The following is an 18394-nucleotide window of genomic DNA, read 5'->3' on the forward strand; positions in this document are numbered from 1 at the left end:
GTCTACATGGCGAGCCGCTGATGCTTCTCGAGCTTCTTGCGGATGCGTTCCTGTTTAAGGCGCGAGAGGTAGTCCACGAACACCTTGCCGTCGAGGTGGTCGATCTCGTGCTGGATGCACGTGGCGAGCAGCCCGCTCGCTTCGAGCTCGTAGGTTCGTCCCTCCCGGTCCAGCGCGCGGACCCGCACGAACCCGGCCCGGGTCACCGGCTCGAAGATGCCGGGTACCGAGAGGCACCCCTCTTCCATGATCTGTTCGCCATCCCGGGCGATGATCTCCGGGTTAATGAATACCTGGAGCCGGTTCCGTTCCTCGGACAGATCCATGACCACGACGCGCTTCGCGACCCCAATCTGGATCGCGGCGAGTCCGATGCCGGGAGCGTCGTACATGGTCTCCGCCATGTCGTCCACGAGCGCACGTATCTCGCCGTCGACCTCCGCGACGGGCTCCGCCTTGCGCCGCAGGCGAGGATCCGGATAGTGAAGGATTTTGCGCAGCGCCATCGGCTTGCGGCTAGCTCCAAAACGGTTGAAGAATTTTCGCGAAGATCACTGATCGGCAAGTGCTTTTGACCTGGTTCGCGCCTTGGCGTTCCGAAAAGACATCAACTACACTCAGGGCGGATTATATCAAAAGGGAGTCGACCGCCTGTGAATGCCGTGCGGCCCCGCCGACTACGCACACTTATAATAGTCCTTGCCCTCGCTCCACTGCTCGCCTTCGCGGACGACGTCCAGCTGCGGCCGGATCATCCCGAACGCTATACGGTTGTTCGCGGCGACACGCTTTGGGATATCGCCTCGCGATTCCTGAAGAGCCCCTGGCACTGGCCGCGCATCTGGAAGATCAACCAGGCGATCAGGAACCCGCACCTCATCTACCCCGGGGACGTGATCGTGCTGCGCTATGTAGACGGGCAGCCGGAGCTCACGCTCCTGCGCGCCGAGAAACTGAACGCGGACGGAAGCGCCACGATGGCGGTCGGGGCGCCCGGCGGTAACGTCTTCAAGCTGCAACCCCGCGTCCACAGCGAGGCCCTCGACCAGGCGATCCCGACGATTCCACCGGGCGCGATCGTGCCCTTTCTCACGCAACCGCTTGCCGTCGGCGAGCGCGAGCTCGAAGAGGCGGGTTACGTGACGATCGGCCTCGACAGCCGCATCGCGCTGGGCGATCACAGCGAGTTCTACGCGCGCGGGGTGTCCAATCGGGATGCGGAATACTTTCAGGTCTTCCGGCCCGGAAAGCCGCTGAAGCACCCCGAAACCGGAGAGCTGCTGGGCTACGAGGCGATCTACCTCGGCGATGCGCGCCGCCTGGAGTCCGGCGATCCGACCAAGCTGGTCGTGACCGCCGTGAAGCAGGAAATTCTGCCGACCGACCGGCTGCTCGTCGCGCCCCCGCGCGCGGCGCTGCCTTATTACTACCCGCGGCCTCCGGCCAACCGCGTCGAGGGTCGCGTCATCTCCGCGCTCAACGCGGTGTCGGAGGTCGGCCCGTACACCGTCGTTGCGCTGAGTCTCGGCAGGCGCGAAGGCCTCGAGGAGGGCCATGTGCTACGTGTCATGCGACACGTCGGCAAGCACAACGATCCGGTGACCCGCCGCGATTACCCGCTGCCCGACGAGGAATCGGGCCTCGTCCTGGTCTTCAGGATCTTCGACAAGGTGAGCTACGGGCTGGTGATGAACGCGAACCGGCCGATCCACATCCTCGACGCGGTCGTCACGCCTTAAGACGGCCATGCTCCACGTGGCGCACGGGCGGCGCTGAGCAGCAACCGGCATGGACGCCGATCGCCTCGCGCTCTGGTTGACCCTCGTTCGCGTTCCCGGGCTGGGCACGCGCGGACGCCGCGCGTTGCTGGAGCAACTGGGAACCATCGAGGCGGTCTTCGCCGCCAGTCGAGTCGGCCTCGCTTCGGCTTTCGAAGCCGCAACCGGCGAAGCGCCACGGCCGGAGGCGATCGACACGCTCCTCGCGGGTCCGGACGCCTCGCGCGTCGGACCGGATCTCGCCTGGCTCGCGGAGCCCGATCGTTGCCTCGTGACGTGGACCGATCCCGACTATCCGCCACTGCTGCGCGAGATCGCTGACGCGCCCGTCGCGCTGTATGTCCGGGGAGAACGAGCCGCCCTCGCGGAACCCCAGCTCGCCATCGTGGGGAGCCGGAACGCCAGCCTCGTCGGTCAGCAGAACGCGGCCGCGTTCGCGCGGGCCCTCGCACGGGCCGGATTGACGATCACGAGCGGTCTTGCGATGGGCGTCGACGCGGCCGCGCACCGCGGCGCGCTGGAGGCGGGCGGCCGGACCGTGGCCGTCGCCGGCCACGGGCTCGATCTCGTCTATCCCGCTCGCCATCGCGAGCTGGCGGAAGCGATCGCCCGCCGCGGCGCGCTCGTTTCGGAGTTTCCGATCGGCACGCCCCCGCACGCCGGAAATTTTCCGGTGCGCAACCGGATCATCAGCGGGCTTGCGACGGGTGTGCTCGTCGTCGAAGCTGCCCTGCGCAGCGGATCGCTCATCACCGCGCGGCTGGCCGCGGAACAGGGGCGCGAGGTGTTCGCGCTGCCCGGATCGATCCACTCGCCCCTGGCACGCGGGTGTCACGCGCTTATCCGCCAGGGCGCGAAGCTCGTCGAGGACGCGGGACACGTCCTCGAGGAATTGGGCGCGCTCTTGCCCTCGGTACCGAGCGTCTCGTCGCGCTCGACGCACGAGGCTTCGAATCTCGATGACGATGCCAGACGGTTGCTTCGTCTCCTTTCTCACGATCCGTTGTCGATCGATGCGCTCATCGAGCACAGCGGATTGACGCCCGATATCGTTTCCTCCATCCTGTTGACACTCGAGTTGCGTGGATTGGTGACGGCCGGGCCGGGCGCCACCTATCAGCGCGCAGCACCGCTGACGCAGAGCGACTGATGAAAGAAAACGTGTTCGACGTGCTGATGTACCTGTTCGAAAACTACATGGACGGTGGCCCCGAACTCAGTACCGATCAAAAGCAGCTCACGGTCGAGCTCGCCGAGGCGGGTTTTCGCAAGGGCGAGATCCGCAAGGCCTTTCGCTGGCTGGAAGGGCTCGCTGCGAGCCGCAGCCGTCAGGAGACGGACCCCGTGCGTGCGCACCCCGCCGCGCTGCGGCACTACACGGGCGCCGAGGCGCGCAAGCTCAACGCCGAGTGCCGCGGTTTCCTGCTGTTCATCGAGGCGAGCGGCGTGCTCGACGCCCACGCCAGAGAGCTCGTGATCGAGCGCGTCATGGCCCTGGATCTCGAGGAAATCTCGGTCGAGCAGCTGAAGTGGGTCCTGCTCATGGTGCTCGGAAACCAGACCGGCCAGGAGCACGCGCAGGCGCTGCTCGAGGACCTGGTGTTCGACGGCGTGCAGGGCTACCTGCACTAGCGTCGAGCCCCGCCGCCCGGGGTCGACTTGACACGCCCCGGCATCTATCGTCAACAATGCGCCCCGGGCACCCCGCCCGCGGCGGCACAGCCGGATCCCAGTCCTCCTTCCCCGCCTGGCAAGTGGTGGCACCGGATCGGTGCGGGGCATCCGATTGCAGATTTCGGGTAAAGGCCGGAGATGTCGAAGAACCTGATCGTTGTGGAATCGCCCGCGAAGGCGAAGACCATGTCCAAGTACCTGGGCAAGGAGTTCGTCGCTCTCGCGTCGTACGGACACGTGCGCGACCTCGTGCCCAAGCAGGGCGCGATCGACACGGAAAACGCCTTCGCGATGAAGTACGCGCTGATCGAGAAGAACAAGAAGCACGTCGATGCGATCGAGAAGGCGGTGAAGAACGCCGAGGCGCTCTACCTCGCGACCGACCCGGACCGCGAGGGCGAGGCGATCTCCTGGCATCTCTACGAGATCCTCAAGGAGCGCGGCGTGCTCGACAGCAAGCCCGTGCACCGCGTCGAGTTCTACGAAATCACGAAGAACGCGATCCAGCAGGCGATCCGCGAACCGCGCGAGCTGTCGCAGAACCTGATCAACGCGCAGCAGGCGCGGCGCGCGCTCGATTACCTCGTCGGCTTCAACCTGTCGCCGCTCCTGTGGAAGAAGGTGCGCCGTGGCCTCTCCGCCGGTCGCGTGCAAAGCCCGGCCCTGCGCCTCATCGTCGAGCGCGAGGAGGAGATCGAACGCTTCGTGCCGCGCGAGTACTGGACCATCGAGTCCGATCTCGCCGCGCGCGGCAAGGACTTTGCGGCGCGCCTGACGCACTTTCAGGGCGAGAAGCTCGAGCAGTTCACGATCGGGGAGGCCGGGCACGCCGACCGGGTCGAGGCCGAACTGAACCGCGCGGCGCAGGGACGACTCAAGGTCGCGACCGTCGAGAAGAAACAGCGCCGGCGCAACCCGGCGCCGCCGTTCACGACCTCCACGCTGCAGCAGGAGGCCTCGCGCAAGCTCGGCTTCTCGGCGCAGCGCACCATGCGCACCGCCCAGAGCCTGTACGAAGGCGTCGACATCGGCGGGGAGGTCGTGGGTCTCATCAGCTACATGCGCACGGACTCGGTGAACCTGGCGAACGAGGCGGTGATCGAGATCCGCGACGTCATCAAGGATCGCTTTGGCGTGGACAACCTGCCGGACGAGCCGCAGCTGTACAAGAGCAAGTCGAAGAACGCGCAGGAGGCGCACGAGGCCATCCGCCCGACCTCGGCCGCGCGCACGCCGGAGAGCATCAAAAAACATCTCAAGCCCGAGCAGTACAAGCTCTATGAGCTCATCTGGAAGCGCACCGTCGCCTGCCAGATGGTCCCGGCGCTGCTCGACACGGTTTCGGTCGATCTCGAGGCGGGAGCGGGCAACGTCTTCCGGGCTACGGGCTCGCACATCGTGAAGCCGGGATTCATGGCGGTATACCAGGAGGGGACCGACGAGGCCCCCGAGGACGAGGACGAGAAAATGCTGCCGCCGCTCGAAGCGGGCGACACGGTCGACCTCAAGCAGATCCGCAAGGAGCAGCACTTCACCGAGCCGCCGCCGCGCTACACCGAGGCGAGCCTCGTGAAGGCGCTCGAGGCCTACGGCATCGGGCGCCCCTCGACCTACGCGACCATCATCGACACGCTCGAGAAGCGCGGTTACGTCACCCTCGACAAGCGCCGCTTCACGCCGACCGACGTCGGACGCGTGGTGAACAAGTTCCTGTCCGAGCACTTCCACAACTACGTCGACTACGAGTTCACGGCGCGCATGGAGGACGACCTCGACGCGATCTCGCGCGGCGAGAAGGAGTGGCGCCCGTTGCTCAAGGACTTCTGGGTCGAGTTCAAGGGCCAGGTGAGCGAGAAGGAAACGGTGGAGCGCCCCGGAGTGGAGATGCTGGAAGAGAACTGTCCGAAGTGCGGCAAGAAGCTCGCGAAGCGGCTCGGCCGCAACGGCTACTTCATCGGCTGTACGGGTTACCCGGACTGCGACTACACCCGCAACGTCGATGAGGCCGCCGGTGCGTCCAACGAGCCCGAAATCCTCGAAGGGCGCATGTGCCCCAAGTGCGGCTCGCAGCTCATCGTCAAGCGCGGGCGCTACGGCAAGTTTATCGGCTGCAGCGGTTACCCGAAGTGCCGCCACATGGAGCCGCTCGAGAAACCCGAGGACACCGGCGTGCAGTGTCCCGAGTGCAAGCAGGCGACCATGCTCAAGCGCAAGTCGCGCTACGGCAAGATCTTCTACTCCTGCGCCCGCTACCCGGACTGCAAGTACGCCGTCTGGAACCTGCCCCTCGCCGAGCCCTGCCCCAAGTGCGGCTGGCCGATCCTCACGATCAAGACCACCAAGCGTCGCGGCACCGAGAAGGTCTGTCCCCAGAAGGAGTGCGGCTTCAGCGAGCCGCACGACGAGGCGACCCCGAACTGATCGCCGGCGTCGCCCGGCGGCGCGACTCCTCCGACCAGCACCGCTGGCCCTTCTCGGTGTGGCGATATACTTGTGGCATGAGCGCATACGCCGAGCGGCCATGCCTCCCCAGGGTCGAAGCCGAAGCCCGTCCCTCGTGTGAGCGATGGCACGAGCGGGCGCCGTCCGCGCGGCGCCGTGTCGGGACCGCCAGGTTGTGGGTCGCAGCCTCCCTGCTGGCGCTCGGTGCCTGCACGTCGGCACCGACGAGCGAGCCGGATCGCGCTCGCGCCCTCTCCTGGTCCGAGCTGCCCGGCTGGCCGGAACCGGGACTCGCCTCCGCGTGGCCGGCCTTCATGGCCGGTTGCACGCGCCTGCCCGAGCGGGATACGAGCTGGGCCGCGATCTGCGAGGACGCGGCGCTCCTCGGGGAGGTCGACGACGACATCGCGCGCGCCTTCTTCGAGACCCGGTTCGTGCCCTTCGCCATGCGGAACGAGGACGGCGGCCGCGAGGGACTCGTCACCGGCTACTACGAGCCGCTGCTCCGCGGCAGCCTGGCACGCAGCGCACGCTACCGTTACCCCGTCTATCGGCCGCCCGAGGACCTGGTGAGCGTCGACCTCGGCGCGCTTTACCCCGAGCTGAAAAACCGCCGGGTGCGCGGCCGTCTGCTCGGCCGGCGGGTGGTCCCGTACTTTGAACGCGCCCAGATCGACAACGGCCATGCCCCCCTCGCCGGCAACGAGCTGCTGTGGGTGGACGACCCGGTCGCGCTGTTCTTTCTTCAGATCCAGGGATCCGGGCGGGTGCGGCTGGATACGGGCGAACAGCTTCACGTCGGTTACGCGGACCAGAACGGGCATCCTTACGTGGCCATCGGCCGCAGGCTCGTGGAGCTCGGTGTCCTCAAGCCGGAAGAGGTCGAGCTCGCGACGATTCGCGACTGGCTCAAGGCGAATCCCGAGAAGGCTTCCCACATCATGAACGCCAACCCGAGCTATGTTTTTTTCGCGCTGCGCGACCCGGCCCTGCCCGGCCCGCTCGGCTCGCTCGGTGTCCCGCTGCAGCGCGAGCGCGCGATCGCGGTCGATCCCCGCCACGTGGCGCTCGGATCGCCGGTCTGGCTGGACACGACGCTTCCGGACGACCCGGCCCCCTATCGCAGGCTTGTCTTCGCGCACGACACGGGCGGCGCGATACGCGGTCCCGTGCGCGCCGATCTTTTCTTCGGCCAGGGTGCACAGGCGGAGCGTCTGGCCGGCCGCATGAAGCAGCCCGGCCGGATTTACGTGCTGCTTCCGGCGCAGCGTCCGTCGTTCTAGGCGGCCGTGCCGGCCAGGATCCCGATCAGCTCGTGACCCACCAGCGTACGACGCCAGCCGCGCGCGAGCGGTCCCCCTCCTCCCCGCATCAGCTCGAGTACGGCCCGTCGCCCGCCGACCACGGCAGGGGCGACACCGGCGTCGGTCGCGGCCTCCTCCACGCGCGCCTGCAGGCGGCGCAGGAGCGCCTGTTCCTCGGCGGTTGGCGGCCGCGGGTCACTCCAAAGCTTCTCCCCGGGCTCTTTGCCGTCGGCGTGCAGGAGGTCGAGCAAGGCCTCGCCGTGAGTGCGGACCACCGCGGGCGTGACGCCCCGCACGCGGGCGAGCGCGGCGCGGTCCGTCGGCGCGCTCCGCGCCAGGTCGATCAGCACGTTGTCGGGTGCCACCCAGCCGCGCGGCAGATCGCGCGACTTGGCCGTGCGCTCACGCCACTCCGCGAGTCGTTTGAGGCGCGCCTGTCCGGCCGGCGTCAGCATATGCCCGCCCTTGATGCGCTGATAGGCGACGGCCGGGTCGTTGGCGTAGAGCGCCGCATCGGCGAGCGCCCTGCATTCCTCCTCGAGCCAGGCAGCCCGCCCGCGCCGGTCGAGCTCGGCGGCCAGCTCCTCGTACAACGCGCCGAGGAAGCGGACGTCGTCCTGCGCGTAATGCAGCTGCTCGGTGCTCAACGGCCGGGCCTCCCAATCCGTGCGCGTGTGCAGCTTCGGAAGCTTCACGCCCGCCAACGCCTCGACCAGCGACGCGTAGGCGATCTGCTCGGGATGACCGACGAGCGCCGCCGCAATCTGGGTGTCGAACAGCGGGACGGGCACCGACCCGCGACGGTCGTAGAACACTTCGAGATCCTGGCGAGCGGCATGGAGTATCTTGAGCGAGCGCGGCGCATAAAGCGCCTCGAGCAGCGGCTCGATGTCGAGGGCGAGCGGATCCACGCAGGCGATTTCGCCGGTCGTTGCGATCTGCACGAGTCCGAGGCGTGCGTAATAGGTGCGCACCCGCGTGAACTCCGTATCCAATGCGATCCACGGGGCTTCCGCGACTTTGGCTGTCAGATCCGCGAGCGCCGCCGGTTCGGTGATGAGGCTAGTTTGCACCGACACAGTGTAGGGCCTACGCGGCGCATTCCCAATGGCCGATCGAGTGCGCGTCGCAGCGGGCCGCTGCTACAATGCCGGCGCCTTCGCATCCGCCGCCCATGCTCGCAACTTTCCTCCGAATCTGTCTGCTCCGCGCCAACCCGCAGGACCTCCCCGCGTCGAACGGCCTGCTCGCGCTCGCCCTGCTCGCCCACGTGGCGGCCGACGTGCTGAGCTTGCGTGGCATGGTCGATCTGCGAGCCGCACTGCAGGCGGGGGTGGTCGACACCGTCCTGCTCGTCGCGCTTGCCCACACGGCACTGCTCCTTCGCAACCACCCCGACCGTGCCCGCCAGACGCTGACCGCCCTGGCCGGCTGCGGAGCGCTGCTCACGCTGCTGTCGCACGCCGCGGTCACGCTGGCGCAGCCGATCGTCGCACCGCCGGTGACTGCGCTGCCCTTCATCGTCTGGTTCGTGCTGGTGTACGGCCATATCCTGCGCCACGCCCTGTCCATCGGCTTCGGTCTCGCTGCGGGTTTCGGCCTCGCGTACCTTTTCGTCTCTGTTCTCGTGACGAGCGCGTTCCTGCCGATTCCCCCGCCGGAGCCAGTGTGATGCACGTCCATATTCTCGGTATCGGCGGCACGTTCATGGCCGGCGTCGCGCTGCTCGCACGCGCCCTGGGGCATCGCGTGACCGGTTCGGACAAGGGTCTCTACCCGCCGATGAGCACGCAGCTCCAGGAGCAGGGCGTCGAGGTGCGGGAGGGTTACGAGCCCTCGCACCTCGATCCGCGCCCGGATTCGGTCGTCATCGGCAATGCGCTGTCGCGCGGCAATGCCCTGGTGGAAGCGGTGCTCGACGCGGACATCCCCTACACGTCCGGCGCGCAGTGGGTCGCCGAGCACGCGCTGGCCGGACGCTGGACGCTTGCCGTCGCCGGCACGCACGGCAAGACCACGACCTCGGCGATGCTCGCCTGGATCCTCGAGTACGCGGGCTTGAAGCCCGGCTTCCTGATCGGCGGTGTGCCAACGAACTTCGGTATCTCGGCGCGCCTCGGCGAGGGACGCCACTTCGTCATCGAGGCCGATGAGTACGACACCGCGTTTTTCGACAAGCGTTCGAAGTTCGTGCATTACCGTCCGCGCACGGCCGTGCTCAACAATCTCGAGTACGACCATGCGGATATCTTTCCCGACCTCGATTCGATCAAGCGTCAGTTCCATCATTTGGTCCGCACCGTTCCGCCGAGCGGGCGGCTTGTCGTGAACGCGGCCGACGCGAACCTCCGCGACGTGCTCGAAGCGGGATGCTGGACGCCCGTCGAGCGCTTCGGAGGGGAGAGCGAATGGCGTGCGGAGCTCATCGAAGCGGACGGCTCGCGCTTTCGGGTGGTGCATCGCGGTAACCCGGCGGGCGAAGTGCGTTGGCGGCTTTACGGTGCCTACAACGTGGACAACGCCCTCGCGGCACTCGCTGCCGCCCACCACGCGGGCGTGCCGGTCGATCGCGGCTGCGCGGCGCTGACCGCGTTCCAGAACGCGCGCCGACGGCTCGAGGTTCGCGGAGAGGCGAACGGCGTCACGGTGTACGACGACTTTGCGCACCATCCGACCGCGATCCGCCTGACCCTCGAGGCACTGCGCCAGCGGGTGGGCGACGCGCGACTGATAGCGGTGCTCGAACCGCGCTCCAACACGATGCGGCTCGGCGTACACCGCGATACGCTCGGTCCGGCGCTCGTGCTCGCCGACCGGGTCTATCTCTTCCGGCCGAACGATCTCACCTGGAACCTGGAGCGCGTCACCAGGACGCTCGACGGACGCGGGCGCGTGCTCGATTCGGTCGCCGCGATCATCGATGCGCTCGCTGCCGAACTGCGGCCCGGCGATCATGTGCTCGTCATGAGCAACGGCGGGTTCGAGAACCTGCACGCCCGGCTGCTCGACCGCCTGGGGGGCTCGTGACGTCCGAGCTGCCCATTTTCCCGCTGAATGCGGTGCTGTTTCCGGGCGGACGCCTGGCCGTGCGGGTGTTCGAGAAGCGTTACGTCGACATGGTGACCCGCTGCATGAAAAGCGACCGACCGTTCGGCGTGTGCCTGATCAAGAAGGGCGAGGAGGTCGGGGCGGCCGCGGAGCCGCATCCCATCGGCACGCTCGTACAGGTGGCGCATTGCGACATGGACCAGCCGGGCATCCTCGAGGTCGTCGCGCGAGGCACCGGGCGCATTCGCTTAAACGGCACGCACACCCAGCCCGACCAGCTCGTGCTCGCGGAGGTCGAGACGCTGCCGGAGGGCGAGGTTCCTGTTCCGGAACGGCACGGGCGGCTCGTCGAGGTGCTGAAGCAGGTGCTGAAGCAGGTGGGCGACGAGGCGTGGTTTCCACCGGCGCGATTCGACGACGCCGGCTGGCTGGCGGGTCGGCTGACGGAGCTTCTCCCGCTGCCGCTCGGCCTCAAGCAGGCGCTGCTCGAGCTCGACGACCCGGTGGCCCGCCTGGACGTGCTCGCCGAGTTGTTTCCGACCCCGCCGGGCGGAAACGCGTAGGTCGTTGCGCCGCTGCCGATTCTGCACTAGGCTCCCCGCCGCTGACCTCCCCAGAGCTCGCGCATGAAGAGACTTCTCGCCTTGACGGTATCGCTGCTCGTGCTGGCCCCCGTTCTGGCCTTCGGCGGTTTCGAGGAAGGCAGACACTACGCGGAGGTGCCCTTCCCGCAGCCGGTCGAGACGGGCAAGCAGATCGAGGTCCGGGAGTTCTTCTGGTACGGCTGTCCGCACTGCTACACGCTCGAGCCCGCGCTGAACAGATGGCTGAGCAGGAAACCCGCCAACGTCGCCTTCGTCCGCACCCCCGGCACGGCCCAGCGCTGGCTGACCCATGCCCAGGCCTTCTATGCCTTCGAGGCCCTCGGCGTGACCGAACGGCTGCACCCGGCTTTCTTCGAAGCCGTCCAGCGTGGCAAGCCACGGCTGGACGACGAGCAAAGCCTGGTGCAGTTCGTGAAGGAGCACGGGGTCGATCCGGCCAAGTTCCGCGAGGCGTTCGCTTCCTTCGGGGTGCGCCTGAACGTTGAAAAGGCAAAGCGCCTCAACGAGGCGTACGGCATCAATTCCGTCCCGACGATCACGGTGGACGGCAAATACGTGACGAGCCCCTCGCTGGCCGGCGGCGAGGAGGCGGTCTTCAAGGTCATCGAGTTCCTCGTCCAGAAGGCCGCCCGCGAGAGAGCGTCCGCCCGAGGCTCCGCCCGGCCCTGATCCCGCCGTTTTATCCCCACCCGCGGTCGCGTTTAAGGTGCTCCGCGGGGCGGATATACTTTAATTCAAGGCCCACCACCCGCATTTCTGCGGAGTCATGCACGATCTCGCGAAGGACAGGAGTTTCCGCGCGCTGTGGAGCACCTCGCATCTCGGGGGTGCCAATGCCGCGTACCTCGAAGCGCTTTACGATCTCTACCTGAACGACCCCACCGCGATCGACCCGGCCTGGCGCGCCTACTTCGACGGCCTGCCGCGTGTCGACGGCCAGACGACCGAGGTCTCCCATTCGATCGTGCGGGATGCCTTCCGGCGCATCGGAAGGGAGGCGGCGCCCGCGCCTGCCGCCGTGCCAGCACCGGTTGCCGCCGACCAGGAACGCAAGCAGGTCCGGGTCCTGCAGCTCATCAACGCCTATCGGTTCCGCGGGCACCAGCGTGCCCGGCTCGATCCGCTCGAGCTCTGGGAGCGCCCGAAGGCACCCGATCTCGATTTGCACTACCACGGGCTGACGGCCGGCGACCTCGACACGGTCTTCGAAACCGGTTCGCTGGTCGGCCCGCGGCGGGCACCGCTTCGCGAAATCCTGGACATCCTCACGCGCACGTACTGCGGGACGATCGGCGCGGAGTACATGCACATTACCGACACCGCCGAGAAGCGCTGGTTGCAGAGCTGCCTGGAGAGCGTCCGGGGCGTGCCCGCCTATCCGGCCGAGGTGAAGCGACGCCTGCTCGAGCGGCTGACCGCGGCCGAGGGGCTCGAGCGCTACCTGCACGCCAAGTATGTCGGCCAGAAGCGCTTTTCGCTCGAGGGCGCGGAGAGCCTGATTGCCCTGCTCGAGGAGCTGGTACAGCGCAGCGGCTCCTACGGCATGAAAGAGGTGGTGATGGGAATGGCCCATCGCGGCCGGCTGAACGTGCTGGTCAACCTCATGGGCAAGACACCCGCGGAACTGTTCCTCGAGTTCGAGGGCAAGGCCCGTGGCAGCGGCAACGGCACCGGGGACGTGAAGTACCATCTGGGTTTCTCGTCCGACGTCCAGACCCCCGGAGGCCAGGTGCACCTCGCCCTCGCCTTCAATCCGTCGCACCTCGAGATCGTCGGGCCCGTGGTGCAAGGTTCCGTACGCGCGCGCCAGGAGCGGCTCAGGGACAAGTACGGCGTGCGCGTGCTGCCGATCGTGATCCACGGCGACGCGGCGTTCGCGGGCCAGGGCGTGGTGATGGAAACCTTCAACATGTCCCAGCTGCGCGGGTACTCGGCCAAGGGCACGGTCCACGTGATCGTGAACAACCAGATCGGCTTCACCACCAGCCTCCAGCAGGACGCACGCTCGACGCTTTACGCCTCGGACGTCGCGAAGATGGTCAACGCGCCGATCCTGCACGTGAACGCCGACGACCCGGAGGCGGTGCTGTTCGTTGCGGAGATCGCACTCGATTACCGCATGACCTTCCACAAGGACGTGATCATCGATCTGATCGGTTACCGGCGGCACGGGCACAGCGAAGCGGACGAACCCTCCGTCACCCAGCCGGCCATGTACCGTCGCATCCGCAGCCTGCCGACCGCGCGGGAGCGCTACGCGTCCGAGCTCGTGGCGCAGGGCGTGCTCGACGAGGCGGGCGTGGAGGCCCAGGTGAGCTCCTATCGGAACGCCCTCGACGCCGGCGCCTCGGTCGCGCCGAACATGGTGCCGCGCGAGCGCTCCCGCTACACCTACGGCGCCGACTGGGCGCGGTATGTGGGAAAGGCCTGCCCGGACGCGGTGGAAACCCGGGTCCCGCGGGAGACCGTCCGCGAGCTCGTTGAGCGCATGAGCCGCCTGCCGGAGGGTTTCGAGCTCCATCCGAACGTCGCGAAGGTGTACGAGAACCGCGGCAAGATGGCGGCGGGCGCGCTGCCGCTGGATTGGGGATTCGCCGAAAACCTGGCCTACGCAAGCCTGCTTCGCGACGGCTACGCCGTCCGCATCTCGGGCCAGGATTCCGGCAGAGGCACCTTCTTTCACCGGCACGCGATCGTGTACAACCAGAAGGACGGCACGGCGTACGTGCCGCTGCGCAACCTGTATGACGAGCAGCCTCGCTTCCTCGTCATCAACTCGCTGCTCTCCGAGGAGGCGGTGCTCGCCTTCGAGTACGGCTACGCCACGACGGACCCGAAAACGATCACCGTGTGGGAGGCGCAGTTCGGGGATTTCGCGAACAACGCGCAGGTCGTGATCGACCAGTTCATCAGCGCCGGCGAGCAGAAATGGGAGCGACTTTCCGGTCTGGTGATGTTTTTGCCGCACGGCTACGAAGGCCAGGGCCCGGAGCACTCGTCCGGGCGCCCGGAGCGCTATCTGCAGCTCTGCGCGCAGCAGAACATGACCGTCTGCATTCCGACGACTCCCGCGCAACTGTTTCATCTTCTCCGCCGGCAGATGATCCAGGAGTGCCGCAAGCCGCTCGTGGTGTTCACCCCGAAGAGCCTGCTTCGATTGCGCCACTCTTTCAGCGCGCTGGACGACGTCACCCAGGGCGGGTTCGAAAAGATCCTGGGGGAGCCCGAGGGCATCGAGGCGGACGCGATACGGCGGGTGCTCCTCTGCGCCGGCAAGGTCTATTACGATTTGGCGGAACGCCGCCGGGAGACGGGTCGCAATGACGTGGCGATCGTTCGCGTCGAGCAGCTCTATCCCTTTCCGGCCGAGTCGCTCGCCCGCGAGCTGAAACGCTACCCCCGCGCGACGGAATTCGTGTGGTGCCAGGAGGAGCCGCGCAATCAGGGCGCCTGGTACACGACCCAGCACCGGCTGCGCGCCGCGTTGCCCAAAGGCAGGGAGGTGCAGTACGCCGGAAGACCGACTTCGGCCGCCCCTGCCGTCGGCGACTACCACCTACACTTGAAGCAGCTCCACGAGTTGCTCGACGACGCCTTCAAGCCGCTCGCGTGAGCAACCAGGCGCCGATCACAGGAGGCGAAACATGGCGGGCGAAGTGACGGTTCCTGCGTTCCCCGAATCGGTGAGTGACGGGACGCTGGTGACATGGCGCAAGCGCGCGGGCGACGCCGTGAAGCGCGGCGACATACTCGCCGACATCGAAACCGACAAGGTCGTGTTCGAGGTACCCGCGCCGGATGACGGCGTGCTCGCGGACATAGCCGTCGCGGAAGGATCGACCGTGGCGTCCGGTCAGGTCATCGGGCGCATCACGGCGGAAACGGCACCGAAGACCGCCAAACCGGCTGCGGCGCCGGCCCCTAAACCGACTCCCGTCCGCGTTCCCGACGCCGCGAGGAAGCCAGCGCCCGCCGAGAAGCCCGCCCCCGCCGCCATGCCCGCCGCCCGCCGGCTCGCCGCCGAGCGCGGTGTCAGCCTCGACACCGTAAGCGGCAGCGGCCGAGGCGGGCGCGTGCTGAAGGATGACGTGCTGCGGCAGACGGTGTCCGCCGAGGCCCCTCGTCCCGAGGCGGTGAAAGCGCCGGAGCGGGTGGCGCCGCTCGAGCCCGAGGCCACGGCAGCCGTCGCCGAATTGCGCGGGCTGCATCCGGGCGAGCGCCCCGAGCGCCGGGTCGCGATGACGCGCCTGCGCGCGCGCATCGCCGAGCGCCTCGTCGAAGCGCAACGCACCGCGGCGATGCTGACGACCTTCAACGAGGTCAACATGCAGCCCGTCACCGATCTGCGCAATCGCTATCGCGAGCGCTTCGAGAAGCAGCACGGGATCCGGCTCGGCTTCATGTCGTTCTTCGTCACCGCCGCCGTCGAGGCGCTGAAGCGCTTTCCCGAGGTGAACGCCTCGATCGACGGACGGGATATCGTTTACCACGGCTACTACGACGTCGGCATCGCGGTCGCCTCGCCGCGCGGGCTCGTAGTGCCGGTGCTGCGTGACGCCGATCGTCTGGACATGGCCGGCATCGAGGCGCGCATCAAGGAGTATGCCGACAAGGCGCAGGCGGGAACGCTCGCTATCGACGAGATCACGGGCGGCACGTTCACCATCACCAACGGCGGCGTGTTCGGGTCGCTGCTGTCCACGCCGATCCTCAACCCGCCGCAAAGCGCGATCCTCGGCATGCACCGCGTGCAGGAGCGGCCGGTCGCGGAGAACGGACAGGTTGTGATCCGCCCCATGATGTATGTCGCGCTCTCCTACGACCATCGGTTGATCGACGGCCGAGAGGCGGTGCGCTTTCTCATCACGATCAAAGAGCTCATCGAAGATCCCGCGCGCCTGCTCCTCGGCGTGTAGGCAACGCGCAGCGCCCGCGCGCCAGGCCGCGCCTTCCGCCGGCTGCGCATCACGGATCGCGCCGAACCGGGGCGGCTCCGAAGGGGGAATACCATGGCAGACCGTTTTGACGTGGTGGTAATCGGCGGGGGGCCGGCGGGTTACGTCGCCGCGATTCGCTGCGCACAGCTCGGCATGCGGGTCGCCTGCGTCGACAACTGGCGCGACGGAAAGGACCAACCGGTCCTCGGCGGTACGTGCCTCAACGTCGGCTGCATCCCCTCCAAGGCGCTGCTTGAGTCCTCGGAGCTCTATGCGTTGGCGCGCACGCAGATGGCCGGGCACGGCGTCAGGCTAGCGGGCGTGGAACTGGACCTTCCCGCGATGATGGCGCACAAGGAACGGGTCACGCGTGATCTCACATCCGGCGTGGCGACGCTGTTCCGTGCACACGACATCGCGTGGGTGCCCGGGACCGGACGGCTGCTCGCGCACCGGCAGGTGGAAGTAACGGGCCACGACGACGCGAAGCGCGTGCTGGCCGCCGAGCACGTGATCCTCGCGAGCGGTTCGTCGCCGACCTCGATCGGCGTCGCTCCTCTGTCTGCCGATCGCGTGGTCGATTCGACGGGCGCTCTCGCGTTCGATTCCGTGCCGCCGCGGCTCGGCGTCATCGGCGCGGGCGTCATCGGCCTCGAGCTCGGCAGCGTGTGGCGGCGCCTCGGGAGCGAGGTCGTGCTGCTGGAGGCCCAAGAGCGTTTCCTGACGATGGTCGACGGCCAGATCGCGCGCGAGGCGATGAAACAGTTCACCGCCCAGGGCCTCGACATACGGCTCGGTGCGCGAGTGCGCGGCTCGCGCACCGAAACCAAGAGCGTCGTCGTCGACTATCAGGACGCGAACGGGGACCACACACTCGAGGTCGACCGCCTGGTGGTCGCCGTCGGGAGGCGGCCGAACACAAGGGGGCTCTGCGCGGAGGACGTGACGCTGCTGCTCGACGAGTGGGGCTTCGTGCATGTAGACGAGCAGTGCCGTACCAACTTGCCGGGCGTCTACGCAATCGGCGACGTGGTACGCGGACCGATGCTCGCGCACAAGGGTATGGAGGAAGGGATCATGGTCGCCGAGGCGATCGCCGGGCACGCGGCGCAGGTCAACTACGAGGTGATTCCGTCGGTCATCTACACCGCTCCCGAAATCGCCTGGGCGGGGAAGACGGAGGAACGCCTGAAGAGCGAGGGAATCGGCTACCGCGTGGGCAGCTTCCCGTTCGCCGCAAACGGACGAGCGAAGGCGATGAGCGCCACCGCCGGGCTGGTGAAGATACTCGCCGACGCCGAGACCGATCGCGTGCTCGGCGTGCACATGGTTGGACCGCACTGCTCGGAGCTCATCGCGCTCGGGGTCATGGCGCTCGAGTTCGGCGCGAGCAGCGAGGACCTCGCGCTGACCATCTTCGCGCACCCGAGCCTTTCGGAGGTCTTCCATGAGGCCGCGCTCGCGGTCGGGGGGCAGCCGATCCACGTGGCGCGACCGGTGAGGAGATCGGCGCGGGCGGGGTAGGCGGAGGGGTTTTGTCGCGAAAGACACCCGACGAATCGGTGCGCCGCCGCACGTTCGCGATGACGCCCGCGATGGGACTGGCCGCCGGCGCGGATGGCACTTCGGGGCGAGCGTGCCCAGGCGCCTGGCCCAACGTCGCTCCCGGCGATCCTGAGTCGAATCTCGGGCGAGCGGGCAGAAGAGGGTTGGCGCGCCCTAGAGGATTCGAACCTCTGACCTTCGGCTCCGGAGGCCGACGCTCTATCCAGCTGAGCTAAGGGCGCGTAGTTCTGACAATCCCCCGCGCGGGTTTCTTGGGCGGCGGCTCATTGGTCAGAGCCTGAACGGAACCTGGCGCCCGTGGGGACGGTGAACGGGGATTTCCCCGCTTTCCGGGCCGAGACCGGGGCAAGGCCGGGCCGCAAGGATACCCGCGTCGGCCCGCACCGTCCATGATCTTGGACGTTCTTTTCCGATCATGGAGTTCGGCTATACTAAGCCGCGTTTTTTGGGGTCCGCCCTTGGGGCGGAGCGGACAAATTCGGCTTTACAGACATCGAAGAAGGTTCAAGCAATGAGCGATCGCGAGTTTCTGAAGTTTTTCTCCGGGCTGATGGGTGCGCTGGTCGTGCTGACCGTCGTGCTGTTCGTGCTCGCCCGGATCATCGGCGGGGGTGCCGAGCAGGACGCTGCCACGGCCGAAGCGCAGGCGGTAGCGGAGCGCATCCGCCCGATCGGCGAGGTCGCGGTCGGACAGGCACCGCAGCCCTCGGGAATGAGCCTGATCGCCACGGCGAACGCCGCGGCCGGCGACAAGGGCAAGCAGGTTTACGACACTGCCTGTGCCGCGTGCCACGCCGCGGGCGTGGCCGGCGCACCAAAGCTCGGCGACAAGTCGGCGTGGAAGCCCCGGATCGCGCAGGGCAACGATACGCTGTACACGCACGCGATTAAGGGTTTCCAGGGGAAGACCGGGTTCATGCCACCCAAGGGCGGCAACGCGAGCCTGGCTGACGCCGACGTGAAGGCGGCGGTCGACTTCATGGTTGCCCAATCCAAGTAAGGCGGGGCGGCGACGAGAGAAAAAGCGGCCGAAAGGCCGC

The 18394-nt window shown here is 67.6% G+C and carries 15 protein-coding genes and 1 tRNA gene; 13 read left to right on the plus strand and 3 right to left on the minus strand.

Going from position 1 to position 18394, the window contains the following annotated elements:
* Positions 1 to 2: 2 nt before the first annotated feature.
* Positions 3 to 506: a peptide deformylase gene (gene def / locus SVA_RS00105; RefSeq protein WP_096457032.1), complete on the minus strand. Its 504-nt coding sequence runs from the start codon at positions 504 to 506 to the stop codon at positions 3 to 5.
* A gap of 156 nt (positions 507 to 662) precedes the next feature.
* On the opposite strand from def, the gene SVA_RS00110 reads away from it, so the two are divergent.
* The 5 genes from SVA_RS00110 to mltA all read left to right on the plus strand — a co-directional run bounded on the left by SVA_RS00110 (position 663) and on the right by mltA (position 7177).
* The gene (locus tag SVA_RS00110) at positions 663 to 1739 is read left to right on the plus strand and encodes a LysM peptidoglycan-binding domain-containing protein (protein ID WP_169923909.1); all 1077 of its coding nucleotides are present in this window, start codon (positions 663 to 665) and stop codon (positions 1737 to 1739) included.
* A gap of 49 nt (positions 1740 to 1788) precedes the next feature.
* Positions 1789 to 2928, plus strand: coding sequence for a DNA-processing protein DprA (gene dprA, locus SVA_RS00115; protein WP_096457038.1), 1140 nt, complete (start codon positions 1789 to 1791; stop codon positions 2926 to 2928).
* Positions 2928 to 3410 carry a Smg family protein gene (locus SVA_RS00120; RefSeq protein ID WP_096457041.1) on the plus strand — a complete coding sequence of 161 codons (483 nt, stop codon included), beginning with the start codon at positions 2928 to 2930 and terminating at the stop codon, positions 3408 to 3410. The genes dprA and SVA_RS00120 overlap by 1 nt, the downstream gene beginning before the upstream one ends.
* Before the next feature lie 180 nt (positions 3411 to 3590).
* Positions 3591 to 5873, plus strand: coding sequence for a type I DNA topoisomerase (gene topA / locus SVA_RS00125; protein WP_096457044.1), 2283 nt, complete (start codon positions 3591 to 3593; stop codon positions 5871 to 5873).
* A 194-nt stretch (positions 5874 to 6067) separates the two neighbouring features.
* Positions 6068 to 7177, plus strand: coding sequence for a murein transglycosylase A (gene mltA / locus SVA_RS00130; RefSeq protein ID WP_197703299.1), 1110 nt, complete (start codon positions 6068 to 6070; stop codon positions 7175 to 7177).
* On the opposite strand, the gene rnd is transcribed toward mltA, so the two are convergent.
* Positions 7174 to 8271 (minus strand): ribonuclease D, encoded by a 1098-nt coding sequence (gene rnd, locus SVA_RS00135; protein WP_169923910.1) that lies wholly within the window; start codon positions 8269 to 8271, stop codon positions 7174 to 7176. The two genes, mltA and rnd, sit on opposite strands and share 4 nt — an antisense overlap.
* 101 nt (positions 8272 to 8372) lie before the next feature.
* On the opposite strand from rnd, the gene SVA_RS00140 reads away from it, so the two are divergent.
* From SVA_RS00140 to lpdA, 7 genes are all read left to right on the plus strand, one after another.
* Positions 8373 to 8870, plus strand: a complete 498-nt coding sequence (locus SVA_RS00140) for a hypothetical protein (RefSeq protein WP_096457053.1) — start codon at positions 8373 to 8375, stop codon at positions 8868 to 8870.
* Entirely contained in the window at positions 8870 to 10225 is a 1356-nt protein-coding gene (mpl, locus tag SVA_RS00145; RefSeq protein WP_096457056.1) for a UDP-N-acetylmuramate:L-alanyl-gamma-D-glutamyl-meso-diaminopimelate ligase, read from the plus strand. The genes SVA_RS00140 and mpl overlap by 1 nt, the downstream gene beginning before the upstream one ends.
* A complete protein-coding gene (locus tag SVA_RS00150) occupies positions 10222 to 10809 on the plus strand; it encodes an LON peptidase substrate-binding domain-containing protein (RefSeq protein ID WP_096457059.1) in 588 nt (195 codons plus the stop codon). Before mpl ends, SVA_RS00150 begins: the two co-directional genes overlap by 4 nt.
* Positions 10810 to 10872: 63 nt before the next feature.
* Positions 10873 to 11520, plus strand: coding sequence for a thiol:disulfide interchange protein DsbA/DsbL (locus SVA_RS00155; protein WP_096457062.1), 648 nt, complete (start codon positions 10873 to 10875; stop codon positions 11518 to 11520).
* Positions 11521 to 11617: 97 nt separating this feature from the next.
* On the plus strand, positions 11618 to 14464 hold the full coding sequence (locus tag SVA_RS00160) for a 2-oxoglutarate dehydrogenase E1 component (RefSeq protein WP_096457065.1): 2847 nt from the start codon (positions 11618 to 11620) through the stop codon (positions 14462 to 14464).
* A gap of 31 nt (positions 14465 to 14495) precedes the next feature.
* Complete coding sequence (gene odhB / locus SVA_RS00165; protein WP_096457068.1) at positions 14496 to 15767, plus strand: 2-oxoglutarate dehydrogenase complex dihydrolipoyllysine-residue succinyltransferase; 1272 nt, start codon at positions 14496 to 14498, stop codon at positions 15765 to 15767.
* A 93-nt stretch (positions 15768 to 15860) separates the two neighbouring features.
* Positions 15861 to 17312, plus strand: a complete 1452-nt coding sequence (gene lpdA / locus SVA_RS00170) for a dihydrolipoyl dehydrogenase (RefSeq protein ID WP_096457071.1) — start codon at positions 15861 to 15863, stop codon at positions 17310 to 17312.
* A gap of 186 nt (positions 17313 to 17498) precedes the next feature.
* Here lpdA and SVA_RS00175 read toward each other — a convergent pair.
* A tRNA-Arg gene (locus SVA_RS00175) sits at positions 17499 to 17575 on the minus strand.
* A gap of 290 nt (positions 17576 to 17865) precedes the next feature.
* On the opposite strand from SVA_RS00175, the gene SVA_RS00180 reads away from it, so the two are divergent.
* On the plus strand, positions 17866 to 18354 hold the full coding sequence (locus SVA_RS00180) for a c-type cytochrome (protein ID WP_197703300.1): 489 nt from the start codon (positions 17866 to 17868) through the stop codon (positions 18352 to 18354).
* Positions 18355 to 18394 lie beyond the last annotated feature (40 nt).

The organism is Sulfurifustis variabilis (genome assembly GCF_002355415.1).
GTDB lineage: Bacteria > Pseudomonadota > Gammaproteobacteria > Acidiferrobacterales > Sulfurifustaceae > Sulfurifustis > Sulfurifustis variabilis.